Source organism: Streptococcus sp. 27098_8_51, from assembly GCF_041432205.1.
Lineage (GTDB): Bacteria > Bacillota > Bacilli > Lactobacillales > Streptococcaceae > Streptococcus.
In genome coordinates, this window is record NZ_JAPVZE010000002.1 from 58,818 (window position 1) to 75,467 (window position 16,650).

Annotated in this window: 14 protein-coding genes and 1 riboswitch; of the genes, 12 read left to right on the forward strand and 2 right to left on the reverse strand. The window is 42.2% G+C overall.

Features of this window, described 5'->3' with window-relative positions; genetic code table 11:
- Nucleotides 1-12: 12 nt before the first annotated feature.
- Genes O3622_RS02375 through O3622_RS02390 form a run of 4 tightly spaced genes read left to right on the forward strand, consistent with a single transcriptional unit; the run spans nt 13 to nt 4,451 of the window.
- A complete protein-coding gene (locus tag O3622_RS02375; RefSeq protein ID WP_000759891.1) occupies nt 13-1,509 on the forward strand; it encodes an ABC transporter permease in 1,497 nt (498 codons plus the stop codon).
- Entirely contained in the window at nt 1,509-2,435 is a 927-nt protein-coding gene (gene oppC, locus O3622_RS02380) for an oligopeptide ABC transporter permease OppC (RefSeq protein WP_000103692.1), read from the forward strand. The genes O3622_RS02375 and oppC overlap by 1 nt, the downstream gene beginning before the upstream one ends.
- Before the next feature lie 8 nt (nt 2,436-2,443).
- Nucleotides 2,444-3,511, forward strand: coding sequence for an ABC transporter ATP-binding protein (locus tag O3622_RS02385; protein WP_125418459.1), 1,068 nt, complete (start codon nt 2,444-2,446; stop codon nt 3,509-3,511).
- A 10-nt stretch (nt 3,512-3,521) separates the two neighbouring features.
- Nucleotides 3,522-4,451 (forward strand): ATP-binding cassette domain-containing protein, encoded by a 930-nt coding sequence (locus O3622_RS02390; RefSeq protein WP_001291311.1) that lies wholly within the window; start codon nt 3,522-3,524, stop codon nt 4,449-4,451.
- An 89-nt stretch (nt 4,452-4,540) separates the two neighbouring features.
- On the opposite strand, the gene O3622_RS02395 is transcribed toward O3622_RS02390, so the two are convergent.
- Both O3622_RS02395 and trkA read right to left on the reverse strand, forming a co-directional pair.
- Nucleotides 4,541-5,980, reverse strand: a complete 1,440-nt coding sequence (locus tag O3622_RS02395) for a TrkH family potassium uptake protein (protein WP_371606965.1) — start codon at nt 5,978-5,980, stop codon at nt 4,541-4,543.
- 3 nt (nt 5,981-5,983) lie between these two features.
- Nucleotides 5,984-7,333: a Trk system potassium transporter TrkA gene (trkA, locus tag O3622_RS02400; protein ID WP_303212331.1), complete on the reverse strand. Its 1,350-nt coding sequence runs from the start codon at nt 7,331-7,333 to the stop codon at nt 5,984-5,986.
- Nucleotides 7,334-7,733: 400 nt separating this feature from the next.
- On the opposite strand from trkA, the gene O3622_RS02405 reads away from it, so the two are divergent.
- The 8 genes from O3622_RS02405 to O3622_RS02440 all read left to right on the forward strand — a co-directional run bounded on the left by O3622_RS02405 (nt 7,734) and on the right by O3622_RS02440 (nt 16,531).
- Nucleotides 7,734-8,237 carry a tRNA (cytidine(34)-2'-O)-methyltransferase gene (locus tag O3622_RS02405; RefSeq protein WP_000181365.1) on the forward strand — a complete coding sequence of 168 codons (504 nt, stop codon included), beginning with the start codon at nt 7,734-7,736 and terminating at the stop codon, nt 8,235-8,237.
- Between the two features lie 40 nt (nt 8,238-8,277).
- Nucleotides 8,278-8,495, forward strand: a riboswitch (FMN riboswitch).
- 153 nt (nt 8,496-8,648) lie between these two features.
- Nucleotides 8,649-9,212 (forward strand): ECF transporter S component, encoded by a 564-nt coding sequence (locus O3622_RS02410; protein WP_000185812.1) that lies wholly within the window; start codon nt 8,649-8,651, stop codon nt 9,210-9,212.
- Nucleotides 9,202-9,852, forward strand: coding sequence for a phosphatase PAP2 family protein (locus O3622_RS02415; RefSeq protein WP_033587277.1), 651 nt, complete (start codon nt 9,202-9,204; stop codon nt 9,850-9,852). Before O3622_RS02410 ends, O3622_RS02415 begins: the two co-directional genes overlap by 11 nt.
- A gap of 27 nt (nt 9,853-9,879) precedes the next feature.
- Complete coding sequence (locus O3622_RS02420; protein WP_000867351.1) at nt 9,880-10,299, forward strand: hypothetical protein; 420 nt, start codon at nt 9,880-9,882, stop codon at nt 10,297-10,299.
- Between the two features lie 311 nt (nt 10,300-10,610).
- Nucleotides 10,611-11,657: a phenylalanine--tRNA ligase subunit alpha gene (pheS, locus tag O3622_RS02425; protein WP_371606966.1), complete on the forward strand. Its 1,047-nt coding sequence runs from the start codon at nt 10,611-10,613 to the stop codon at nt 11,655-11,657.
- Nucleotides 11,658-11,785: 128 nt separating this feature from the next.
- Nucleotides 11,786-14,191 carry a phenylalanine--tRNA ligase subunit beta gene (gene pheT / locus O3622_RS02430; protein WP_371606967.1) on the forward strand — a complete coding sequence of 802 codons (2,406 nt, stop codon included), beginning with the start codon at nt 11,786-11,788 and terminating at the stop codon, nt 14,189-14,191.
- Between the two features lie 250 nt (nt 14,192-14,441).
- On the forward strand, nt 14,442-15,335 hold the full coding sequence (locus O3622_RS02435) for an ABC transporter ATP-binding protein (protein WP_049490243.1): 894 nt from the start codon (nt 14,442-14,444) through the stop codon (nt 15,333-15,335).
- Complete coding sequence (locus O3622_RS02440) at nt 15,332-16,531, forward strand: ABC transporter permease (RefSeq protein ID WP_044020216.1); 1,200 nt, start codon at nt 15,332-15,334, stop codon at nt 16,529-16,531. The genes O3622_RS02435 and O3622_RS02440 overlap by 4 nt, the downstream gene beginning before the upstream one ends.
- The last annotated feature ends 119 nt before the right edge of the window (nt 16,532-16,650 follow it).

Here is a 16,650-nt window from a genome sequence, read left to right on the forward strand (position 1 = left end):
AAAGGAAACGATATGAAGAAATATATTTTTATGCGTGTATTACGTTCATTGTTGTCCATTTTCTTGGTGACAACCTTGACCTACACAATTATCTATACGATGGTTCCTCGAAAATTGATTTTCAAGCAGGATACCAACTATAACAAGATTGCAACGACGCCGGACAAGCGGGATAATTATGAAAATACCGTTTATGAACGGATGGGCTATATCGAGTACTACGATACCAAAGAGTTGCAAGAAAGAGCGAGCACAATGGACTCATCTGTAACAGTGGATGCCAATGATACCAATAAGGCAATCTACGAAAAATACATCAACCAACTAGGAAATGGTTGGACACTTGGTGTGTTCTCAGAAAGTGGTCAATTCTATGCTACGCGTGAAATTCCGATTTTTGAACGTGTTTTCAAATTCTATGCGAACTTGATTGATATTGATCATCCAAACAAAATTCAAGACCCTGAAAATCCAAACTTGCAACGTTATCTTCGTTTTGAAAATGACCCTGCTATCGGTTGGTCATTGGTTGGTTCAGGTACAAAACACAAATACCTTTTGTATTTCAACAATCAATTCCCATTTGTACACCAAAACTTTGTGAACATTAACTTGGGAGATTCTTACCCAACTTATGCAAACACACCAGTGCTTCAAGTTATCACACAAGGTCAGGGACAAACTAAGACATCAGAAGTTCAATTCCCTACAGGTAAAAAGACTTCATCTGTAGATATTTACTCTCGTACTTACAAATCTCCAAGTCAAGCAGATGCGCGTGAAGTAGCCAACTATGGTAAAGACGATCCATATACAGCTACAGAAAGCAATTATCAATATCCTTCAATGATTGCAAGCTCAGCGGTTGCTGGTTTGATTGGTTTGATTATTTCGTATGCGATTGCGATTCCACTTGGATCTGCTATGGCTCGCCACAAGAATACTTGGATTGATAGCTTCTCGACAGGTGCTCTAACCTTCTTGCTTGCCCTTCCAACGATTGCCTTGGTTTATATCGTGCGCTTGATTGGATCATCTATCGGTCTGCCAGATTCATTTCCTATCTTGGGAGCAGGGGACTGGCGTTCATATGTCTTGCCAGCAGTCATTCTAGGTTTGCTGGGTGCACCAAGTACAGCTATCTGGATTCGTCGTTACATGATCGACTTGCAATCTCAGGACTTCGTACGTTTTGCTCGTGCCAAAGGTTTGTCTGAAAAAGAAATTTCAAATAAACACATCTTTAAAAATGCCATGGTTCCTTTGGTTTCAGGTATTCCTGGTGCCGTAATCGGAGTTATCGGTGGTGCAACATTGACAGAAACGGTCTTCGCTTTCCCAGGTATGGGTAAAATGTTGATTGACTCTGTTAAGGCATCAAACAACTCAATGGTAGTTGGTCTTGTCTTCATCTTCACATGTATTTCTATCTTCTCACTCTTTGTAGGTGATATCTGGATGACCATGCTTGACCCACGTATTAAATTGACAGAGAAAGGAGGCAAATAATGTCAACAATCGATAAAGAAAAATTTCAGTTCGTAAAACGTGACGATTTTGCCTCTGAAACAATTGATGCTCCTGCCTATTCATACTGGGGTTCTGTATTTAGACAATTTCTAAAGAAAAAATCAACCGTCTTTATGCTAGGAATTTTGGTTGCTATTATCTTGATGAGCTTTATTTACCCAATGTTCTCAGATTTTGACTTCAACGATGTAAGTAAGGTCAATGACTTTAGTGCTCGTTTTATCAAGCCCAATGCTGAACATTGGTTTGGTACAGATAGCAATGGTAAATCCTTGTTTGATGGGGTTTGGTTTGGTGCGCGTAACTCTATCCTCATCTCTGTAATTGCAACTTTTATCAACCTTGTAATTGGGGTTATTGTTGGTGGAATCTGGGGAATTTCAAAATCTGTAGACCGTGTCATGATGGAAGTTTATAACATTATTTCAAACATTCCATCTCTCTTGATTGTCATTGTCTTGACTTACTCAATTGGTGCTGGTTTCTGGAATTTGATTTTTGCCATGAGTGTGACAACTTGGATTGGGATTGCTTATATGATTCGTATTCAAATCATGCGTTACCGTGACTTGGAATACAACCTTGCTTCTCAAACACTTGGAACACCAACCTTTAAAATCATTGTTAAAAACATCATGCCGCAATTGGTATCTGTTATTGTTTCTACAATGACCTTGATGTTGCCAAGCTTCATCTCTTATGAAGCCTTCCTTTCCTTCTTTGGATTGGGATTGCCTGTAACAGTGCCAAGTTTGGGACGTTTGATCTCAGATTACTCACAAAACGTTACGACCAACGCTTACTTGTTCTGGATTCCATTGACAACCTTGATCTTGGTATCCCTATCTCTTTTCGTTGTTGGTCAAAACCTAGCGGATGCTAGTGATCCACGTACACATAGATAGGAGTAGACATGATAAAAGGAAAAAATGTAATTTTGACTGCTCGTGATATTGTCGTGGAATTTGACGTTCGTGACAAAGTTCTGACGGCTATCCGAGGAGTTTCTCTGGACCTGATTGAAGGAGAAGTTCTTGCCTTGGTAGGTGAGTCCGGTTCTGGTAAATCTGTTTTAACAAAAACCTTTACAGGGATGTTAGAAGACAATGGACGTATTGCCCAAGGAAGCATCGACTATCGTGGACAAGACTTGACTGCTCTTACTTCTAACAAGGAATGGGAGAAGATTCGTGGTGCTAAAATTGCGACCATCTTCCAAGATCCTATGACAAGTTTGGATCCAATCAATACAATCGGTAGCCAAATCACTGAAGTTATCGTTAAACACCAAGGGAAAACAGCTAAGGAAGCCAAAGAGATGGCAATCGACTATATGAACAAGGTCGGAATCCCAGACGCTGAAAAACGTTTTGAAGAGTATCCTTTCCAATATTCTGGAGGGATGCGCCAACGTATCGTTATTGCGATTGCCCTTGCCTGTCGTCCAGATATCTTGATCTGTGACGAGCCAACAACGGCCCTTGACGTAACCATTCAAGCGCAAATCATTGATTTGCTTAAAACCTTGCAAAATGAGTACCACTTTACTATTATCTTTATCACCCATGACCTTGGTGTGGTAGCAAGTATTGCCGATAAGGTGGCGGTTATGTATGCTGGGGAAATTGTAGAATACGGTACTGTTGAGGAAGTCTTCTACGATCCACGTCATCCATACACTTGGAGTCTCTTGTCTAGCTTGCCTCAGCTTGCTGATGATAAAGGGGAATTGTACTCTATCCCAGGAACACCACCGTCTCTTTATACTGAGTTGAAAGGTGATGCCTTTGCCCTTCGTTCAGATTATGCGATGCAAATTGATTTTGAAGAGAAGGCACCTAAGTTTTCAGTCACTGATACCCACTGGGCTAAGACTTGGTTGCTTCATGAGAATGCTCCTAAAGTTGAAAAACCTGGAGTCATTGCAGATTTGCATGACAAGATTCGTGATAAAATGGGCTTTGCTCATCTAGAAGACTAGGAGGAAGGAAATGTCTGAAAAATTAGTAGAAATTAAAGATTTAGAAATTTCCTTCGGTGAAGGAAGTAAGAAGTTTGTCGCGGTTAAAAACGCCAACTTCTTTATCAACAAGGGAGAAACCTTCTCTCTTGTTGGTGAGTCTGGTAGTGGGAAAACAACCATTGGTCGTGCCATTATTGGTCTAAATAATACTAGTAAAGGTGAAATCATCTTTGATGGTCATAAAATTAATGGGAAAAAATCTCATAAGGAATCATCAGATTTGATCCGTCGTATCCAGATGATTTTCCAGGACCCTGCAGCGAGCTTGAATGAGCGTGCGACAGTTGACTATATCATCTCTGAAGGTCTTTACAACTATCACTTGTTTAAAGATGAAGAAGATCGAAAAGAAAAAGTTCAAAAGATGATTCATGAAGTTGGGCTTTTGAAAGAACACTTGACCCGTTACCCACACGAGTTTTCTGGTGGTCAACGTCAGCGTATCGGGATTGCCCGTGCTCTTGTGATGGAGCCTGATTTCGTTATTGCGGATGAACCAATTTCAGCCTTGGACGTATCAGTGCGTGCGCAAGTCTTAAACTTGCTCAAGAAGTTCCAAAAAGAGTTGGGCTTGACCTATCTCTTTATCGCCCATGACTTGTCAGTTGTTCGCTTTATCTCAGATCGTATCGCGGTTATCTATAAGGGAGTTATCGTCGAAGTGGCGGAGACAGAGGAGTTGTTTAACAATCCTGTCCACCCATACACTCAAGCGCTTCTATCTGCTGTACCGATTCCAGATCCAATCTTGGAACGCAAGAAGGTCTTGAAAGTTTACGATCCTGACCAACATGACTATGAGACAGACAAGCCATCTATGGTAGAAATTCGTCCAGGTCACTATGTTTGGGCCAATCAAGCAGAAGTTGCTCGATACAAAGAAGCTCTTAAAAAATAAACAGACTAGGAGAGGGCCGAAAGGTCTTCTCATTTTTAATAGAAAAAATTCCCCTTCTACTAGCTTGTAAAAGGGGAATTGTATTATCATTAACGTTTAGACCAGGTACGTTTCATAAAGAGTAGCAAAATTGGGTATATCTCTAAACGACCTGCAATCATTGCAAAGGAGAGTAGGATTTTAGAGATGGGACTAAAGATGGCAAAACTCGAGGTTGTACCTAGAATAGGTCCGATATTGTTAAAACAGCTGAAGACCGCACTGGTCACGACTAGAAAATCATTGCTATCAAGACTGACGATAAAGATGAGGGAGAGAATAATCATCATATAGATAGCAAAATATTTAAGAATCTTGTGCTGGGTATCCTTATCAATCACAGTTTTATTGACGTGTAGAGTCAAAACACGGTGAGGGGATAAGGTGGACAAAATCTGATTTTTTGCGATTTTAGAGAGGATAAGTCCTCTGATCACCTTAAGACCACCTGCAGTTGAGCCAGCTGATCCACCGATTCCCATGAGGAAGAGGAGGATAAATTGGGAGAAGAGGGGCCAGTTGGTAATATCTCCGTAACCAAAACCTGTTGTCGTGATGATATTGGAAACCTGGAAGAAGGCCATTTCAACACTCTTAGAGACACCTTGATAGAGGTGGAGTGTATTAAGCGTAATCAAGCCTGTAGAAACTAGGACAATGATGATATATGCTCGTAGTTCTTCATCTCCCAAGAAAGCCTTAACCCGACGGAGCATGAGGTAGTAGTAGAGATTGAAGTTAACTCCAAAAACCAGAACTCCGATACTAACTAGATAGGTGATGAGCGAGCTACCATAGTGGGCAATTCCGTCGTTATAGACGGTAAAGCCCCCAGTTCCTGCCGTTCCCATAGCGATGACAAAACTATCATAGAGAGGCATGCCTGCTAGATAGTAGATAACCACAAAAAGGGAGAAGAGAGCCAGATAAAGCAGATAGAGAATCTGGGCAGTGTTTTTTAGCTTGGATACGACCTTGCCAAAGACAGGTCCAGGGACCTCAGCCTTCATCACCTCCAAGTGGCTATTCTTGGCATTGTCCATAATGGCAAGTGCAAAGACGAGTACCCCCATCCCTCCGATCAAGTGGGTGAAACTTCGCCAGAAGAGGAGGGAACGAGTGAGAACGGAAACATCGTTCAGAATAGTTGCTCCTGTAGTCGTAAATCCAGAACTGATTTCAAAGAAGGCATCGATAATGCTTGGGATTTGTCCTGAAAAGACAAAGGGGAGGCCGCCAAAGAAAGACCATAAAATCCAACAGAGGGCAACAATTAAGACCCCTTCCTTGGCATAAATCCGTTGGTTTTTCGGTTTCCGTAAAACGCCTAGGCCACCGAGAAGGACTAAAATTCCAATCGTAGAAAAGAGAGCGATAAATACTTGACTGGATTCTTGGTAATAGATCGCTACACTAACAGGAACTAGGAGAAGAACAGCCTCAATCAAGAGAAGCTTTGAGAGGAGGTAACGAATCATACTTTTATTCATTTTTTACCTCTCAATCAAATCATAAATTTTGGTGATATTTGGCAATAAGGTCGTCACGAGTAACTTGTCTCCCACCTCAAGCATATCCTCTCCAGTAGGGAAGATTGTTTTTCCTTTTCGGATAATGGCTGCGATGAGAACCCCTTTTTTCAATTTCAACTGTGATAGAGGTTTGGCAGTCATTTTATTAGCTTCCTTGATTTGAAATTGGAGAGTTTCAATTTGACCGTTTGCGAGATGGTGCATGGCTTGAAGGTCTGAGTACTGAGCGTTCACTCGACCACGGATAAAGTGCATAATGGTATCCACTGCGATGCTTTTTGGTGTGATGATACTTGAAAAATCAGGCGCGTGGATAATCTCTAGAAGGCTTGTTCGGTTTACCTTGGTGATATTCTTATGGACGCCAACACGGTCAAGAAACATAGAAGTGATGATATTTTCCTCATCAACTCCAGTCAAGGTCGCGACTGCATCATAGTGGGGAGCACTTTCTTCCAGTAAAATGTCTTTTGCAGTTCCATCTCCTTGGACAATATAGAGATTGGGGAACTTTTCACTGAAGAAACGAGCTCTTTCAGGATTGATTTCGATGACCTTGGTATCAATGCGACTGTCTTTTAAAATGCCGAGTAGATAATAAGCAATCTTTCCAGCTCCGACGATAAGCAAGCTTTTCACTGCACGAGATTTGAAATAGTTATGGAAAAGCATCATATCTACACGATTTCCCGTAACAAAAATCCTATCCTTGTCTTGGATAATAACATCACCGCTTGGAATCATCAGTTGATGATCTCTCTCCATAGCACAGACGATAACATTACCAAACTTTTTACGGAAGTCTGAGATTGGCATTTGACAAAGACCGCTAGAATCCTTGACAACAAACTCCATGAGACTGACCCGCCCTCCAGCAAATCGTTCGACAGAGAGGGCGTTAGGGAAATCAATGATATTTGAGATCGCACGCGCTGCTAGGAGTTCTGGATTAACGATAAGTGAAAATCCAAGAATATTTTTCTCTTTAAAATAGGCATTAGAGTATTCAGGATTTCGCACCCGAACGATGGTTTCTTTAGCCCCCATTTTTTTAGCAAGTACCGCTGAAATCATATTCACTTCATCGTGTTCGGTTAGGGCGATAAAGATATCGCACTCTTGAACACCGGCTTGCTCCAAGATGGCAAAGTCAGCACCATTTCCAAGGAGACCTATGATATCATAGCGACTGACAATGTGATTGAGGACAGCCTCATCTTGTTCGATGAGGACAACGTCATGGTTTTCTGCAACCAGTGAACGACAGAGGGCGAAACCAACTTTCCCTCCACCAACGAGGACAATTTTCATATAAAAAACCTACTTTTTCATGATGTAACTATCATACCCTTTTTTAGCAAAAAATGCACTTGCTAAGGCGATTTTTAAGGGAAGAAAGGCCTTTTTCACGTTTTGAAGATACATTTGCTTAATTTCTATAACGATGTCTCCGATTTGAAGTGATTTGGCTCTTTTACTATACCTTTTCAGAAAGGGAATGACCAAACATGAAAATATCATCAAAAAAAGTAAAAAAATCAAGTCATTTCTATTGACAATGATTCTGAAAGTGTTATACTAAGAAAGTAGTTTCGCTGATTTACTTCAAACCTGTTGTGAGGTAAGTTAACGATGCCTTAACCACGCTGTTTGCTGAGCTTGACTCCGGGCAGTGTGGCTATTTTTTTGCAATGATAAAAGGAAACCCGTAATGACAAATCACATTGTATTATTTGAACCTCAGATTCCACAAAATACAGGTAACATTGCGCGTACTTGCGCTGCGACCAATTCTCCCCTCCACATCATCAAACCGATGGGATTTCCGATTGATGATCGGAAGATGAAGCGGGCTGGTTTGGACTACTGGGATAAGCTTGAGATTTATTTTTATGACAGTTTGGAAGATTTCATGTCTCAGATGAAGGGTAAACTCTATCTGATTTCAAAATTTGCGGAAAAGGTCTATTCTGAAGCAGATTTGGCAAGTGGTTGGGATCATTATTTTCTCTTTGGACGTGAAGACAAGGGCTTGCCTGAGGACTTTATGCGAGAACATCCTGAGAAAGCTCTCCGTATTCCTATGAACGATGAGCATGTTCGCAGCCTCAATGTTTCCAATACCGTATGCATGATTGTCTATGAAGCGCTCCGTCAGCAGAATTTTGCAGGTCTTGAGCTTGTTCACACCTATGAAGCAGATAAATTGAAATAATCAAAATGCTTGCACTTGCAAGCGTTTTTTGTTATGATTAAAAGGTCTTCAGGGCTGGGTGAGATTCCCGACCGGCGGTGACTTTAACTAGCTATTTTGGCTTTCTCTTCGTTGTCTTGTCTCGATATACTTAAGTATTATCTTCGACTGCGACGCCTAGATTAATCCAAAATATCTTAGTTAAAGAAGTCCGCGAGCGCAAGCTGATGTGGTGCGATTCCACAACCGACAGTATAGTCTGGATGGGAGAAGACGAAAGAATGGCTTTGTCTGTTCTAATGAGTTTATAGATGAATTGCAACCGCTTGCTCAAAAGAGTGAGAGGGAACTTTTGGGATATAAAAAGTGAGAATAGATAGAGGGATCCTTTCCAACTTCTTCTGATTTTATAGAAAATTGGAGGAACCTGTTATGACAAACACACGTCGAATTTCGACCATTGCGATTTTATCAGCCATTTCATTTGTGCTGATGTACTTTGACTTTCCGCTCTTGCCAGCGGCGACCTTCCTCAAGATCGAGTTTAGTATCTTGCCAGTCCTTGTGGGCTTGGTAGTGATGGATTTGCCAGCTGCTCTCGGGATTCTCTTGTTGCGATCACTCTTGAAGTTGCTTCTCAATAGCCAGGGAGTGAATACTTACATTGGCTTGCCAATGAATATCGTAGCCTTGGGAGTTTTTGTTATCGCTTTTGGTTTGATTTGGAAAAAGGAACGTAGCACTCTTCGTTTTCTACTGGCATCTCTAGCGGGAACTATTGGATTGACTTCTGCCATGTTGGTTCTCAACTATGTCTATGCGGTTCCTTTATACGCGCAGTTTGCCAACTTTGATATTAGAGAAATTATAGGACTTTCTAACTACTTGATGACCATGGTATTACCTTTCAACTTGATTGAGGGTGTAATCTTTTCCGTTTCATTCTGGTTGTTATACGTCCTCTTGAAACCAACCTTAAAATATTATGAGAGATAAACAAACATTTTTAATGAAGGGCAGTTTTGCCCTTTTACTTTTCGTCCTTCTTGGCTATATGGTCAAGTTTTACCCCGAAACGCTGGTCGGTTTTGATCAACCGCTTCAGACTGTTCTTCGTGGGGACTTGCCAGATTATTTGACAGTTCTGTTCCGAGCCCTTACGCATTTGATTGATATCCCAGTAATCATTACCTGGGTTGCCATTGCAGCCTTTATCTTTTATCGTAAGCAGTGGAAGATAGAAAGCTACTTCATGGCGGGTAATCTAGCCTTAGCCGGTCTTTTAATCGTGACCTTTAAAAATATCTACCAGCGCCCACGGCCAGCTATTTTACACTTGGTAGAGGAGAGGGGATTTTCTTTTCCAAGTGGCCATTCTCTGGCAGTGACTCTGATGGTAGGGACTTTGATTGTCATTCTCAGTCAACGGATTAAAGATCCGGTTTGGAAAAAAATTGTGCAAATCGTCCTTGGCTTCTACCTAGTCAGTGTGTTGCTATCTCGGGTCTATCTGGGAGTTCACTACCCATCAGATGTTCTTGCCAGTTTCTGTGTGGGTTTGGGGGTCTTGTTTATCGAATTTCCTTTCTATGACAAGCTTCGCTTCCAATGGCGATTTAAAGGCAAGCAGAAGTGAGCATCAAATTCCTTTGAGGAAAAAGAAATGAAAGTCAATATAACAGATCTCCATCCGACTCAACTATACTTATCAGAAAAGAAGTTACAAGATATCCAGATGCTTTATCAGTCGGTAGAAATAATCAATGTTGCTCCAATCAGTGTTCTTGCATTCGGAGACTGCTTGTTGATTACAGACGGGCATCACAGGGCTTATCAGGCTTTATTGGCAGGTAGGGATACGATTTCTGCTAAGTGGGATAGAGATGGTGGCGATGAACTGTATTATCTCTATGCGCAAGCTTGTGAGGAAAGAAAGATTTACTCTGTTCTGGATTTAAAAAATCATATCGTATCTCAAGATGAGTATGAAGCAAAATGGTATAACTGGTGTGATGGTTTTAATCAAGCAGCAACTCTTTTATTGAAAAGGAAAGCAGGTGAAACAGATCCTACAAATAGGTAATGCATTGTGTCTTGTTCCTTTTTATATTGAAATTAGTCTAATCTAACTTGTTTTTTAACTAAAAATCTGATAAACTAAGTAGTAATTGAATAGGAATCCGCAAGACTAGTAACTCAAGGGAAGTATATCAGGGAGGAGAGCCGTGACTGCAAGTTCTCTATATGAAAGCTGGGTGAATTCACTTGCGCATGGATTTAGAAATGAAGGTCTGACTTGTCAGATGAAAACGGATGGTACCGCGTGTCAACGCTCCGAGTGGAGTTTTTGGCATGTGGTTTTCTTTTTATCTACGAGGGACTGATGGAGGAATTATGTCAACTATTGAAGAACAATTAAAAGCGCTTCGTGAAGAAACGCTGGCTAGCTTGCAGCAGATTACTGCTGAAAATGAAAAAGAGATGCAAGACTTGCGTGTCTCTGTCCTTGGTAAAAAAGGGTCGCTTACGGAAATCCTCAAAGGGATGAAAGATGTCTCTGCTGAGATGCGCCCAATCATCGGGAAACATGTCAATGAAGCGCGTGATATCTTGACAGCGGCCTTTGAAGAAACGGTTAAGCTCTTGGAAGAAAAGAAAGTAGAAGCTCAACTAGCAAGTGAGAGCATCGATGTGACACTTCCAGGTCGCCCAGTTGCGACTGGTCACCGTCATGTTCTCACACAAACCAGTGAAGAAATCGAAGATATTTTCATTGGGATGGGTTACCAAGTCGTGGATGGTTTTGAAGTGGAGCAAGACTACTATAACTTCGAGCGTATGAACCTCCCAAAAGATCACCCAGCTCGCGATATGCAGGATACTTTCTACATCACAGAAGAAATCTTGCTTCGTACTCACACGTCTCCAGTTCAGGCGCGTGCCATGGACGCTCATGATTTTTCAAAAGGTCCTTTGAAAATGATCTCACCGGGGCGTGTGTTCCGTCGTGATACGGACGATGCAACCCACAGTCACCAATTCCACCAAATCGAAGGCTTGGTTGTTGGGAAAAACATCTCTATGGCAGACCTTCAAGGAACGCTTCAGTTGATCGTCCAAAAGATGTTCGGTGAAGAGCGTCAGATCCGTTTGCGTCCATCTTATTTCCCATTCACAGAGCCATCTGTTGAAGTGGATGTTTCTTGCTTCAAGTGTGGTGGAGAAGGATGTAACGTATGTAAGAAAACAGGTTGGATCGAGATTATGGGTGCCGGTATGGTTCACCCACGTGTCCTTGAAATGAGTGGTATCGATGCGACTGTATACTCTGGCTTTGCCTTTGGTCTTGGTCAAGAGCGTGTTGCTATGCTCCGTTACGGAATCAATGATATCCGTGGTTTCTACCAAGGCGATGTCCGCTTCTCAGAACAGTTTAAATAAGATTGAAACCTGAAACACAGTCCTATACAGTCCTAGTCATTTTCTCTTGATGAGAATGGTGAGGACTGACTCGAAGAAAAAGAAAGGAATTGAAAAGAACTTACTTGTGGGTTCTTACAATCAGAATTATGCTTGTATCTTATAAATGGTTAAAAGAATTGGTGGACATTGATGTGCCATCACAAGAGTTGGCTGAAAAAATGTCAACTACAGGGATTGAGGTCGAAGGTGTGGAATCACCTGCTGCTGGTCTCTCAAAAATTGTCGTCGGTGAGGTCTTGTCTTGCGAAGATGTGCCAGAAACTCACCTCCATGTTTGTCAGGTTAACGTTGGCGAAGAAGAAGCACGTCAAATCGTTTGTGGTGCACCGAATGTGCGTGCTGGTATTAAGGTTATGGTGGCTCTTCCAGGAGCTCGTATTGCTGACAATTACAAGATTAAAAAAGGGAAAATCCGTGGCTTAGAGTCACTTGGAATGATCTGTTCACTTGGTGAATTAGGTATTTCTGACTCAGTTGTACCAAAGGAATTCGCAGATGGTATTCAAATCTTGCCTCAAGATGCTGTTCCTGGGGACGAAGTCTTTTCTTACCTAGACTTGGATGATGAAATCATCGAACTTTCTATCACACCAAACCGTGCAGACGCTCTATCTATGCGTGGAGTAGCGTACGAAGTGGCAGCCATCTATGACAAGGCAGTCAACTTTAAAGAATTCAGTTTAATAGAAACAAATGAAGCTGCAACAGATGCCCTTTCTGTAGGCATTGAGACAGACAAGGCGCCTTACTATGCAGCCCGTATCTTGGACAATGTGACTATCGCACCAAGTCCACAATGGTTGCAAAACCTTCTCATGAACGAAGGGATTCGTCCGATTAACAATGTCGTAGACGTAACCAACTACATCCTGCTCTACTTTGGTCAACCCATGCATGCCTTTGACTTGGATACCTTTGAAGGAAGCGAGATTCGTGTGCGTGAAGCGCGTGCTGGTGAAAAATTGGTGACCTTGGATGGTGAAGAGCGTGACTTGGAAACAAATGACTTAGTCATCACTGTCGCAGACAAGCCAGTAGCCCTTGCAGGTGTTATGGGTGGTCAAGCAACAGAAATCTCTGAAAAATCTAGTCGTGTGGTCCTTGAAGCGGCTGTTTTCAATGGTAAATCCATCCGCAAGACTAGCGGACGCCTTAACCTTCGTTCTGAATCATCTTCTCGCTTTGAAAAAGGCATCAATGTGGCAACTGTTAACGAAGCACTTGATGCTGCAGCGAGCATGATTGCTGATCTTGCAGGTGCGACGGTACGTAAGGGCATCGTTTCAGCAGGAGAGCTTGATACTTCTGATGTGGAAGTTTCTTCAACCCTTGCAGACGTTAACCGCGTCCTTGGTACGGAGCTTTCCTATGCTGATGTGGAAGACGTCTTCCGTCGTCTTGACTTTGGCCTTTCTGGCAATGCAGAAAGCTTTACAGTCAGCGTACCTCGTCGTCGTTGGGATATCACTATCGAAGCGGACCTCTTTGAAGAAATCGCCCGTATCTATGGTTATGATCGCTTGCCAACTAGTCTTCCAAAAGATGACGGTACAGCTGGTGAATTGACTGCGACACAAAAACTGCGCCGTCAAGTCCGTACCATCGCTGAAGGAGCAGGTTTGACAGAGATCATCACCTACGCTCTGACAACTCCTGAAAAAGCAGTTGAGTTTACGGCTCAACCAAGTAACCTTACAGAACTTATGTGGCCAATGACAGTGGATCGTTCCGTTCTCCGTCAAAATATGGTCTCAGGTATTCTTGATACAGTGGCCTACAACGTGGCTCGTAAGAACAAAAACTTGGCTCTTTACGAGATTGGAAAAGTCTTTGAACAAACAGGCGATCCAAAAGAAGATCTACCAAATGAGATCAATAGCTTTGCCTTTGCCTTAACCGGCTTGGTTGCTGAAAAAGATTTCCAAACGGCAGCAGTTCCAGTTGATTTCTTCTATGCTAAGGGAATCCTTGAAGCCCTCTTTACTCGCTTGGGACTAGAAGTGACCTATGCAGCAACAGCTGAGATTGCAAGTCTACATCCAGGACGTACGGCCGTGATTTCACTTGGCGACCAAGTTCTTGGTTTCCTTGGCCAAGTGCATCCAGTTACTGCCAAGGCTTACGATATCCCAGAAACTTATGTAGCGGAGCTCAACCTTTCAGCCATTGAAGCTGCCCTTCAACCAGCTGCTCCATTTGTGGAAATCACCAAATTCCCAGCAGTCAGCCGTGACGTGGCCCTACTCCTCAAGGCAGAAGTCACTCATCAAGAAGTTGTAGACGCTATCCAAGCTGCAGGCGTGAAACGTTTGACAGATATCAAACTCTTTGACGTCTTCTCAGGCGAAAAACTGGGAGTTGGCATGAAGTCAATGGCCTATAGCTTGACCTTCCAAAATCCAGAAGATAGCTTAACAGACGAAGAAGTCGCACGCTATATGGAAAAAATCCAAGCATCACTCGAAGAAAAAGTGAATGCAGAAGTGCGTTAATAGTCTAAAATCCATCCCTCGGGGTGGATTTTTAGTTTCAAAAGGACAGTTCAGAAGAGAAAAGCGATAGTTGAGGAGGAAGCCATCTCAGAAAGTCTTTAATGAGTTATACTAAAGCTATCGCTGAAGCACTTAAATTTATTAGAGATAGGATACTTTTGCTACTTATAATCCGATAAAATGGACATAAATCGTTGTAAAGGCTATCAAAAAGGAGTATAATAAGTGCAACATATCTCGGAGGTGGAAAATGTTAGAAGTAAGAAATCTAGAGAAAAGTTTCGGTCCCAAGCAAGTCTTGTTTGGTGTCGATTTTCAGGCAAGTCCAGGAAGGATTCTGGGCTTGGTCGGGAAGAATGGTGCTGGGAAAACAACGATTTTCCACAGTATGTTGAAATTTTTAGAGTATCAAGGAGAGATCAGTCTGGATGGACAGGAGATTCGTCAGGAAACCTATGCTCGGATTGGTTATCTGCCTGAGGAACGCAGCCTTATGCCCAAGCTGACAGTCCTTGAGCAAGTTCGCTACTTGGCGACTCTAAAAGGCATGGATGCTAAGGAAGTCAAGGAAAAACTCCCTCAATGGATGGAAAAATTGGAAGTGAAGGGCAAATTGACTGATAAAATCAAGAGCCTCTCCAAAGGGAATCAACAGAAAATTCAGCTGATTATCACACTGATCCATGAGCCTGACTTGATTATCTTGGATGAGCCTTTTAGTGGACTGGATCCAGTCAATACTGAGTTGCTCAAGCAGGTCATCTTAAAAGAAAAAGAGCGTGGTGCAACCATTATCTTTTCTGACCATGTCATGACCAACGTTGAGGAACTTTGCGATGATATTCTCATGATTCGTGATGGGCGTGTGGTCTTGCATGGACCAGTTCAGGATGTTCGCAATCAATACGGGAAAACACGTCTCTTTGTTTCAAGTGAACGAAGCAAGGAAGAACTGGAAAAACTTCCTCACGTCAAACAGGTGAGCTTGACCAAGCAAGGTAGTTGGAAATTGATCCTAGATGATGAAAGTGCTGGAAGGGAACTCTTCCCCATCCTCACTCAAGGTCAATATATTGCGACCTTTGACCAACAGGCTCCAACAATCGATGAAATCTTTAAACTAGAATCAGGGGTGGAAGTATGAGAAATATGTGGGTTGTAATGAAGGAAACCTATCTTCGACATGTCAAGTCGTGGAGTTTCTTCTTTATGGTGATTTCGCCGTTCCTCTTTTTAGCCTTATCTGTAGGAATCGGCTATCTCCAAGGGTCTTCTATGGCCAAGAATAGCAAGATAGCAGTAGTAACAACTGTGCCATCTGTGGAAGAAGGGCTCAAGGGTACCAATGGTATCAACTTTGATTATAAGGATGAAGCCAGTGCTCAAGCTGCTATCAAGGATGAGAAAATCAAGGGTTATCTAACCATTGACCAAGAGGACAGCGTCCTCAAGGCCGTCTATCACGGTGAAACTTCTCTTGAAACAGGCATCAAGCTAGCAGTAACCAATAAACTCAATGAGCTTCAATACCAACTCAATCGCTCGGCGGCTAATTTGTCTCAAGAACAGGAAAAACGTCTGAGTCAAACTGTTGATTTTACTGAGAAGATTGATGAATCTAAGGAAAACAAAAAAATTGTTCAAACCATTGCAGCCGCAGGGCTTGGCTTCTTCCTTTATATGATTTTGATTACCTATGCTAGTGTCACTGCTCAGGAAGTGGCTAGCGAGAAAGGAACCAAAATCATGGAAGTGGTCTTCTCTAGTATCCGAGCAAGTCATTATTTCTACGCTCGCATGCTGGCTCTGCTTCTTGTGATTTTGACTCATATTGGCATTTACGTCGTGGGTGGTTTGGCTGCCATTCTGCTCTTTAAAGACATCCCTATCTTGGCACAATCTGGAATTTTAAATCATCTAGGAGAGGCCTTCTCGCTCAATACCTTATTGTTTGTCTTGGTTAGCCTCTTTATGTACGTTGTTTTAGCAGCCTTCCTAGGATCTATGGTTTCTCGCCCTGAGGATTCAGGAAAGGCCTTGTCGCCATTGATGATCTTGATTATAGCAGGATTTGTCGGAGTGACTTCTCTAGGTGCTGCTGGGGACAATTTAGTTCTGAAAATTGGTTCCTATATTCCTTTCATCTCGACCTTCTTTATGCCGTTTAGAGCTATAAATGGGTATGCAAGTGGTCTAGAAGCTTGGATTTCCCTTGCTATAACGGTTGTTTTTGCAGTCACTGCAACTGCCTTTATCGGACGCATGTATGCTAGCCTAGTCCTTCAAACGGATGATTTGGGAATCTGGAAAACCTTTAAACGTGCCTTAGCTTATAAATAGGAGAGCCTCGCAAAAGCGAGGTTTTTCTAGATGTTAAACACTGAAATCGGCAAAAATATTTTTCATATCTATTGACTTTTAGTAGTGAAATTTGGTATGATAGTAGACGGTATTGTTTA

What these genes read in the sequence shown, in the direction of transcription:
- O3622_RS02375 (WP_000759891.1), top strand. Translation starts at nt 13, where the DNA reads ATGAAGAAATATATTTTTATGCGTGTATTACGTTCATTGTTGTCCATT.
- oppC (WP_000103692.1), top strand. Translation starts at nt 1,509, where the DNA reads ATGTCAACAATCGATAAAGAAAAATTTCAGTTCGTAAAACGTGACGAT.
- O3622_RS02385 (WP_125418459.1), top strand. Translation starts at nt 2,444, where the DNA reads ATGATAAAAGGAAAAAATGTAATTTTGACTGCTCGTGATATTGTCGTG.
- O3622_RS02390 (WP_001291311.1), top strand. Translation starts at nt 3,522, where the DNA reads ATGTCTGAAAAATTAGTAGAAATTAAAGATTTAGAAATTTCCTTCGGT.
- O3622_RS02395 (WP_371606965.1), bottom strand. Translation starts at nt 5,980, where the DNA reads ATGAATAAAAGTATGATTCGTTACCTCCTCTCAAAGCTTCTCTTGATT.
- trkA (WP_303212331.1), bottom strand. Translation starts at nt 7,333, where the DNA reads ATGAAAATTGTCCTCGTTGGTGGAGGGAAAGTTGGTTTCGCCCTCTGT.
- O3622_RS02405 (WP_000181365.1), top strand. Translation starts at nt 7,734, where the DNA reads ATGACAAATCACATTGTATTATTTGAACCTCAGATTCCACAAAATACA.
- O3622_RS02410 (WP_000185812.1), top strand. Translation starts at nt 8,649, where the DNA reads ATGACAAACACACGTCGAATTTCGACCATTGCGATTTTATCAGCCATT.
- O3622_RS02415 (WP_033587277.1), top strand. Translation starts at nt 9,202, where the DNA reads ATGAGAGATAAACAAACATTTTTAATGAAGGGCAGTTTTGCCCTTTTA.
- O3622_RS02420 (WP_000867351.1), top strand. Translation starts at nt 9,880, where the DNA reads ATGAAAGTCAATATAACAGATCTCCATCCGACTCAACTATACTTATCA.
- pheS (WP_371606966.1), top strand. Translation starts at nt 10,611, where the DNA reads ATGTCAACTATTGAAGAACAATTAAAAGCGCTTCGTGAAGAAACGCTG.
- pheT (WP_371606967.1), top strand. Translation starts at nt 11,786, where the DNA reads ATGCTTGTATCTTATAAATGGTTAAAAGAATTGGTGGACATTGATGTG.
- O3622_RS02435 (WP_049490243.1), top strand. Translation starts at nt 14,442, where the DNA reads ATGTTAGAAGTAAGAAATCTAGAGAAAAGTTTCGGTCCCAAGCAAGTC.
- O3622_RS02440 (WP_044020216.1), top strand. Translation starts at nt 15,332, where the DNA reads ATGAGAAATATGTGGGTTGTAATGAAGGAAACCTATCTTCGACATGTC.